Annotated in this window: 7 protein-coding genes; all 7 read left to right on the plus strand. The window is 72.1% G+C overall.

What is annotated here, in order from left to right; genetic code table 11:
• The coding region (locus FJ108_17200; GenBank protein MBM4337627.1) for a type II secretion system protein GspE at positions 1-1,804 on the plus strand (1,804 nt) is incomplete at its 5' end.
• 3 nt (positions 1,805-1,807) lie between these two features.
• Positions 1,808-2,992, plus strand: coding sequence for a type II secretion system F family protein (locus FJ108_17205; GenBank protein MBM4337628.1), 1,185 nt, complete (start codon positions 1,808-1,810; stop codon positions 2,990-2,992).
• Complete coding sequence (locus tag FJ108_17210; protein ID MBM4337629.1) at positions 2,982-3,740, plus strand: type II secretion system protein; 759 nt, start codon at positions 2,982-2,984, stop codon at positions 3,738-3,740. Before FJ108_17205 ends, FJ108_17210 begins: the two co-directional genes overlap by 11 nt.
• Positions 3,737-5,230, plus strand: coding sequence for a hypothetical protein (locus FJ108_17215; protein ID MBM4337630.1), 1,494 nt, complete (start codon positions 3,737-3,739; stop codon positions 5,228-5,230). The genes FJ108_17210 and FJ108_17215 overlap by 4 nt, the downstream gene beginning before the upstream one ends.
• Positions 5,220-5,825: a hypothetical protein gene (locus FJ108_17220; protein MBM4337631.1), complete on the plus strand. Its 606-nt coding sequence runs from the start codon at positions 5,220-5,222 to the stop codon at positions 5,823-5,825. Before FJ108_17215 ends, FJ108_17220 begins: the two co-directional genes overlap by 11 nt.
• Positions 5,822-6,316 (plus strand): hypothetical protein, encoded by a 495-nt coding sequence (locus FJ108_17225; protein ID MBM4337632.1) that lies wholly within the window; start codon positions 5,822-5,824, stop codon positions 6,314-6,316. Before FJ108_17220 ends, FJ108_17225 begins: the two co-directional genes overlap by 4 nt.
• A partial coding sequence (locus FJ108_17230) for a hypothetical protein (GenBank protein ID MBM4337633.1) occupies positions 6,313-7,704 on the plus strand: 1,392 nt, incomplete at its 3' end. The genes FJ108_17225 and FJ108_17230, both read left to right, overlap by 4 nt.

Raw genomic sequence — 7,704 nt, forward strand, 5'->3', positions numbered from 1 at the left:
CTCGCTTCTCTTTCGCCAAGACGTTGCTCATCCGCGCGGTGGACCCGATCGGGCCCCGCGCTGTCAACGTCCCGGACGCGCTCCCTTCGACTGGCCGGTTTTCAGCCCGCCCTCACTGGCCGGTTTTAGGTGGCCACCGAGGGCATCTGCGAGGGGAACCGTGTCTTCGAAGCTCGGCCAGCTGCTGATCCAGGACGGGGCGATCACGCCCGAGCAGCTCGAGCTCGCGCTCGCCGAGCAGCGCAGGGTCGGCGGCAAGCTCGGAACGATCCTTACGTCGCTCGGCCTGGTGAGCGAGGACTCGATCGCGCGCTCTCTCGCGGCCCAGAGCGGGATCGAGCACGTCGACTTGCCCCGCGAGCACCCTTCGGCCGAGGTGCTCGAGCTGGTCCCGCAGAAGCTCGCGACCGAGTGCGACGTGCTGCCGCTCCGCGTCGAGCAGTCGGCGCTCGTGCTGGCGATGGCGAACCCGACCGACATCATCGCGATCGACCGCGTGCAGCGCGCGTCGGGGCTCTTCGTGCGCGCGGTCTCGGCGCCGCGCGGGCGGATCCGCCGCGCGATCGCCTCGTTCTACCGCAGCGGAATCGACGAGGAGCTCGAGGCCGCGATCGAAGAGGCGTCGCGCTCGGTCGGCGGCGAGACCGCGAGCGAGGCGGGCGTGATCGCGCTGGTCGAGCGGCTGCTGTCCTCGGCGATCGGCGAGGAGGCCACCGACGTGCACATGGAGCCCGACGAGAAAGTGCTCCGCGTGCGGCTGCGCGTGAACGGAGAGCTGCGCCGCGGGGCGACCCTGCCCGCCGCTCTGATGGCGGCGGTGGTCGCGCGAGTGAAGGTCATGGCGGGTCTCGACATCACCGAGACCCGGCTGCCCCAGGACGGCAAGATCCGCTTCGAGACCGACGGCAAGAAGATCGAGCTTCGCGTCTCGACCTTTCCGACCGTGCTCGGCGAGTCCGTGGTGCTGCGGATCCTCGACCCGTCGCGCGCGCAGCGGTCGCTCGAGTCCCTGGGCCTGTCCAAGCACGAGGTCGACGTGCTCGAACGAGCCGCGGCCCGGCCCAACGGCCTGATCCTGGTCACGGGTCCGACGGGCTCCGGCAAGACGACCACGCTCTACGGGCTGCTGCGCGCGGTCTCCACCAGCGAGCGCAAGACGATCACGCTCGAAGATCCGGTCGAGTACCAGATGCCGCTGGTCACGCAGTGCCAGATCAACGAGCGCGCCGGCCTCACGTTCCCGACCGGCTTGCGCTCGATCCTGCGCCACGATCCGGACGTGATCCTGGTCGGCGAGATGCGCGACGCCGAGACCGCCTCGATCGCGATCCGCGCCGCGCTCACCGGCCACCTGGTGCTCTCGACGCTGCACACCAACGACGCGGTGCGCTCGATCGCGCGGCTTCGCGACCTCGGCTTGCCCTCCTACCTGACCGCGAGCTGCCTGCTCGTCGTGGTGGCGCAGCGGCTGGTCCGGCTGCTCTGCCCCGACTGCCGCTACGCCTGCGAGCCGACCGCGCACGAGGTCGACGCGCTCGGGCTGGCGCCCTCCGACACGCTGTACCGCGCGAAGGGCTGTGATTCGTGCCGGGGCACGGGCTCGCGCGGGCGCGGCGCGCTGTTCGAGGTGCTGGAGGTCGGCCCGCCGATCGCGCGCCTGATCGGCGCGGACGCGGACAGCGACCAGATCGTCGCGACCGCGCGCGCGGCGGGCTTCGAATCGCTCCGCGACGCGGCGCTGCGGCGCGCTCGCGGCGGCGAGATCTCTCCCGAGGAAGTCGGGCGCGTGACGTCGGGGGACTGAGCCGTGCAGCGCTTCAGCTTCTCCGCGGTCGACGCCTCCGGGGTGCGCAGCACGGGCGTGCTGGTGGCGAGCGACGATCACGAGATCGACCGGACGCTCGCGGGCCGCGGCCTGGTGCTGGTCCGGGCGCGACCGCTTCGCGGCACGCGGCGCGTGCCCGCGCGCGTGGTCAGCGACTTCTTCTACCACCTCGGTGTGCTGGTCGGAGCCGGGGTTCCGATCGCGCGCGGCCTGCACGACCTGCACGAGGACGAAGCGAACCCGCTCGCGGTCGAGGTCGCCGAGATCGCGCGGCGCGTCGAGACCGGATCCACGCTCTCCGAATCCCTCGCGCAGCTGCCGAAGCTGTTCTCGCCGCTGATGCTCGCCGTGGTCCGCGCCGGCGAGAAGACCGGCAAGCTCGATGTCGTGCTGCGCAACCTGGTCGCCTACCTCGAGTGGCGCGAGGACCTCCGCCGTCAGGTGCGCTCCGCGATGGTGTATCCGGTCGTCGTCGGCGCGGGGCTCTTCGGGCTCTGCGCTCTGCTCGCGCTCTTCGTGCTGCCGCGCTTCGTCGGCATCTTCCTCGAGCTTCGCGTCGCGATCCCCCTGCCGCTTCGCGCGATCGTCTGGACGCAACAGGCGGTCTTCGCCTGGTGGCCGATCCTGCTCGGCTTCGGCGCGGTCGCCGGCGCGGGCCTGGTCGTCTGGCAGCGCTCCGAGCACGGAAGGCGCGCGCGCGACCGCGCCGCGCTTCGCATCCCGCTCGCGCGAACGCTCGCGGTCGGCCTCGACATGTCCCGACTCTGCCACAACCTGGGGCTGCTCTACGCCGCCGGCCTTCCGATCCTGGACGCGCTCGAGATCACCGCCGAGATCGTGCAGAACCGCCTGATCCGCGACGTGGTCCAGAGCGCGCGGGAGAAGGTCACGCGCGGCTCCGGACTCGTCGACGCGCTGCGCGCGCCGGGCGTGGTGCCGCCGATGGTGCTGCGCATGCTCGGCGTCGGCGAGGCGACCGGCGACATCGACGCGGCGCTAGAGCGCGCGGCGTACTTCTACGACCGCGAGGTGCCGGCCGTGATCGAGCGCTCGATCGCGCTCTTCAACACCGCCGTGATCGTCGCGCTCGGCGCGGTCCTGCTGACGATCATCCTCTCCTTCTTCGCGCCGCTCTACGAGGCGATGGGGAATCTCAATGCGGGCTGAGCGCTGCGAAGCGGGGTTCTCGCTGATCGAGATCCTGGTCGCGGTCGCGATCCTGGCGATCCTCGCTGGCGCGACCGCGCCGCTCGTGGTGCGAAACATGACGGCCGCGCGCCGGGAGGAGACGACCGAGCGCCTGCAGCGGCTCGTCGACGGGATGATCGGCGACCCGGCCGAAGGCCGCTTCGGCTACCTGGGCGACATGGGCAATCTTCCGCCCGCGCTCGGCGATCTTCTGGTCCAGGGCGCGCAGCCGGCGTTCGCAATCACCGCCTTCGGCTACGGCGCGGGCTGGAGCGGCCCGTACGTGCAGCAGACGCAGCCGCTCGCGGACCTTTCGCAGGACGCGTGGGGCGTCGCGCTCGCGTACACCGCGGGCACCGCGCGCGTGACGAGCGCCGGAGAGGACCACCTCTTCGGCACCGCGGACGACCTGATCTACCCCGCGACCGCGCCGCCGACCAGCGGAGCGCTCGTGGTCACGGTGCTCGGCATTCCGAACACGAATCCCGCCACGACCGTCGCGCTCGGCGCGGCCGAGGCGAGCGCGCAGCTCGCGATCACCTCGAACGGCGCCATCTCGAGCGCGGCGCTCTCCGGCGTCGGGCCGTTCAGCCGCGCCTCGGTTCCGCTCGGCGTGCACGCGCTGGTCGTGAGCGGCGTCGGAAGCTGGGCCGGCGCGTCGGCGACCTCGGTGCTCGCGATCCGCTCCGGAAACAACGCCGCGACCGTCACGCTGGTGCAGCCGTGACTTCGGGGCGAGCGATCTCGAGCCTGCTCGCGCGCCTGCCGGTCCGCACCGTGCTGCACCCGATCGGGGGCGATTTCGCGTGGGCGCGCGCCTCGGACCTTCCCGGCTCGGGATTCGCGCTCGACTCCGGAGTCGGCCCGGGCTCCGGCGCGGAGCAGGCGCGCGGCCGCGTCGAGGTGGTCGTCCACGTGCCCGAGATCCGGATCTCGCGGCTCGACCTTCCCGGCGTCCGAGCCCGCGAGGCGCGGCGGATCGAGGCGCGGCGCAGCGAGGACCTGCAGGGCGAGGATCGCGAAGCGCTGCACGTGTCGGGCCTGATCCGAAACAGCGCCGCGGGCAGCGTGCTCTGGCTGGTCTCGGGACCCAAGGACGTCTGCGCGGAGGTCGACGCAGAGCTCGCTTCCCGAGGGATCCGTGCGGCGCGCCTGCTCCCGCTCGGCCTCGCGCTCGGGGGACTCGCGCGGCTGCTGCCTCCACCCGCGGAGGCGGGGCTGACCGCGATCCTCTGGATCGAGGAGGAGTGGAGTCATTGCGTCGTGGCCGATGCCGAGGGCTGGCGCTTCGACCGCCAGATCCCGCTCAAGCTCGGATTCGGCGCCGCGATCGACGACGCGCCCGCGGACGCGGTCGCCTGGCAGGAAGCCGAGCATCAGTTCGTCGAGCACGTCACCGTCGAGCTCGAGCGCACGTTCACCTACGTCGAGCGGCACCTGGCGCTGGGCAAGGTTACACGCATCTGCGTCTGCGGGCCCCTGGTCGGGCTCGACTCGCTGGCGCACGCGCTCGTCGCGAACCAGAGCCGTGAGCTCATGCGGCTGGGCAGCGCGCCGCTCGCGGCGCTGCGAGCGGCACCGAATCCCGCCGCGGCCGTGGCGCTGGGGGCGCTCGCGCTCGGCGGATCGAGCGCCGAGGCCTCGCTCCTGCCAGTGGAGAGCGCGGTTCCGAGACGCCGCGCCGTCGCGCGGCGCCGGCTCGTCGGCCTCGCGATCGCGTCGTGTCTGCTCGCGCTGCTCTCGGTCGCCTACCCGCTCTGGGGCGCGGCTCTGCTCTCCGCGGCAGCGGAGCGCGTCGCGGCCGAGGCGCGGCGCTGGGACGGCGAGCGGGAGTCCCTCTCGCGACTCTCGGGGGAGCGGGAGCGAGCGCAGCGAGTGCTCGACGCCGCGGCGACCCTCGCCCGGCCGGAGCCGCCCTGGTCGGCGCTGCTCGTCGTGCTCGGCGGGCTGATGCCCGAGCACCTGTTCGTGGAGCGGCTGGAGATCGCGCGCGAGGCGGACGGCTGGGGCATGCAGATCTGGCTCGACGCCGAGGGCCTGCGCGAGGCCGAGGCGGCCGAGGCCGCGGAGCGGCTGCGAGCGCGCCTGGCGGCGCTGTCGCTCTTCCGTGTCACCGGGCTCGCGATCGACGAGTCCGCGCCGAGCGGAGCCGATTCGCGCTTCCGGATCACGGCCTGGGTCGCCGCGGTCGAGGCCGGAGACCCCGATGACGAGTAGGCGCCCCGGCATTCTCGACGGGACGAATGTCGGGCTTCTGGCCGCGATCGTCGCCCTGCCGCTTCTCGCCCTGGTCGTCGCGGCCGGGCCGATCCGCGGCTTTGCGCGCCGGGCGATCGAGGCCCGAGAGCGGCAGAGCGAGGAGATCTCGCGCCTCGAAGAGCGCAAGCGCGCGCTCGCGCCCGTCGAGGAGGGCGAGCGGCAACGCATCGCCGCCGCGCTCGTTGAGCTCGAATCCGACGCGGCTTGGCTGGGACCGGATCCGAGCGCGCAGCTCGGGCACGATCTCGAGGCGCTGCTCGCGGCCGCAGGCGCGAGCGACGTCCGGGTGCGCGTGGTCCCCCGCGAAGGAGACGGCGGCGTTCGCCCGCCCCTTCTCGTCTCCGCGCTCGACGGCAGCAGCGGGCTCGAGCTCACCCCGAATTCCGTCCACGTCGCGATGCGAGCCGACTTCGAGGCGCTTCGAGACGCGTTCGACGCGCTGGCCGCCACGGGCCGCGCGATCCAGATCGATTCGGCGCGGCTGGTGCGCGACGGCGATGCGATCCGCTCCGAACTCACGCTCACCTGCTGGAGCCGGGAGATCGCGAGATGAAGCGCCGAATCGTCGCCACGCTCCTGATCGTCGCCACGATCGCGATCGGCATCGAGAACTGGCTGTTCTTCTCCAGCGGCTGGGGCGGAACGCCGGTCGCGGCCAGCGATGACGAGAGCGCGTCGGACGGGAGCGGGCCCGCCGGCCAGGATCCGAGCGAGGCGCAATTGCCGCCTCCGCCAGCGCTCGCCGTCTCCGCGCTGGCGTCTCTGCTCGAGAGCTTCGACGCGCTTCGTTCGCCGTTCCTGCCCACCCGCGAGGGCAGCCGTGAAGGACTCGGGATTCCCGCGCTGGCCGGCCTGCTGATCGGAGACGGCCGGCGCGTCGCCTGGCTCGGCAGCCACGCCAGGAGCGAGGGCGAGCTGTACGACGGCTTCGTCGTCGCGCGAATCGAGCCCGCACGCGTCGTGCTCGAGCGCGACGGACGCCGGTTCTCGCTCTGGCTCGACGAGTCCGAACGCGACGGTTCCGAGGAGGAGATGCCACGATGAGAGCCCTGCCCCTCTGCCTGGCCGGCTTGACCGCTCTGGGCCTAGGCTGCGCGTCCACGCCTTCGCCGACACCGACCGGTGACGCGAGTGCCGACGCCGTGATTCCCGCTGACGCCGCTGCGCCGCCGGCTCCGAGGATGCTCTCGCTGCCGGACGAGCGCCCGCGCGATCCGATCGTGCGTCTGATGTCCGAGGGCCGCTACACGCTCACGGTGCAGAACGCGGATCTGGTCGGCGTGCTGCTCGGACTCGCGCACGACCTTCCCATCAACGTGATCGTCGAGCCCGGCGTTCGCGGAACCGTCGATGCCGATCTGAAGAACGTGTCGCTCCTCGACCTGCTCCAGCAACTCGTGGTCGCGCGCGGCTATCAGTATCGGATCGAGGGCCGCACGGTCCGGGTGCTGAGCGGCGATCGCGTCACCCGGACCTGGCAGATCGACTACCCCAGCACGCGGCAGGTCGGAGCCTCCACGTTCAGCATCAGCGGCGCGGTGGCGCAGTCGATCTCCAGCTCCGATTCCTCGTCGGGGGGCGACTCGGGCGGCGGCGGCAGCCAGTCGCAGGACACCAGCACGTCCGGGATCTCGACCGAGCTCGCGCTGGACTTCTGGAGCGAGGTCGAGCGCGGCGTGCGCCACCTCGTGGACGGTGACGTCCCGACGACGGTCGAGGCGGATCCGGCCGCGGTCGACTCCGCTCCCGCGACGAGCTCCAGCAGCGTTCTGGTCTCGCGTCAGGCGGGCCTCCTGGTCGTGACCGCGCCGGAGGCCACGCTCGAAGAGGTCGATCGCCATCTCGCGCTCATCACACGCAGCCTGGGCCGTCAGGTCCTGATCGACACGAAGATCGTCGAGGTCACGCTCGGCGACGACCTCGATCTGGGCCTGGATGTCGAGATCTCGCCCGATCTCGACTCGGCAGACGGACAGCACCCGATCGGGACCATCGTCCGGGCGATCACCGGCGGACTCGCGCGAGACAACGCGATCGCGAGCTCGGACCTGGCGCCGGTCCTGACCAGCGGAGGCTTCAGCTTCGGCATCGCCACCGACACGGTCGGCGTGACGCTGGCCGCTCTGGCGTTGCAGACCGACGTGCGGGTCGTCTCGACGCCGCGGATCGCGACGCTCAACAACCACAAGGCGATCGTCAGGGTGGTGCGCAACGAGGTCTACTTCATCGCCGAGACGGAGGTCTCGGTGATCGCCAACGTGGGGCAGTCCGCCGTCACGACCTTCACGCCGAGCATCACTCCCGTCGGCGTGACGCTCGACGTGACGCCCCAGATCGCGGAGAACGGCGACGTGACTCTGCACGTCCACCCCAGCGTCTCCGAGATCGTCGAGATCCGCGAGCAGCCGCTGGTCGAAGGTCAGACCGCGGGG

The sequence above is a fragment of the Deltaproteobacteria bacterium genome (assembly GCA_016875225.1).
Taxonomy (GTDB): domain Bacteria; phylum Myxococcota_A; class UBA9160; order SZUA-336; family SZUA-336; genus VGRW01.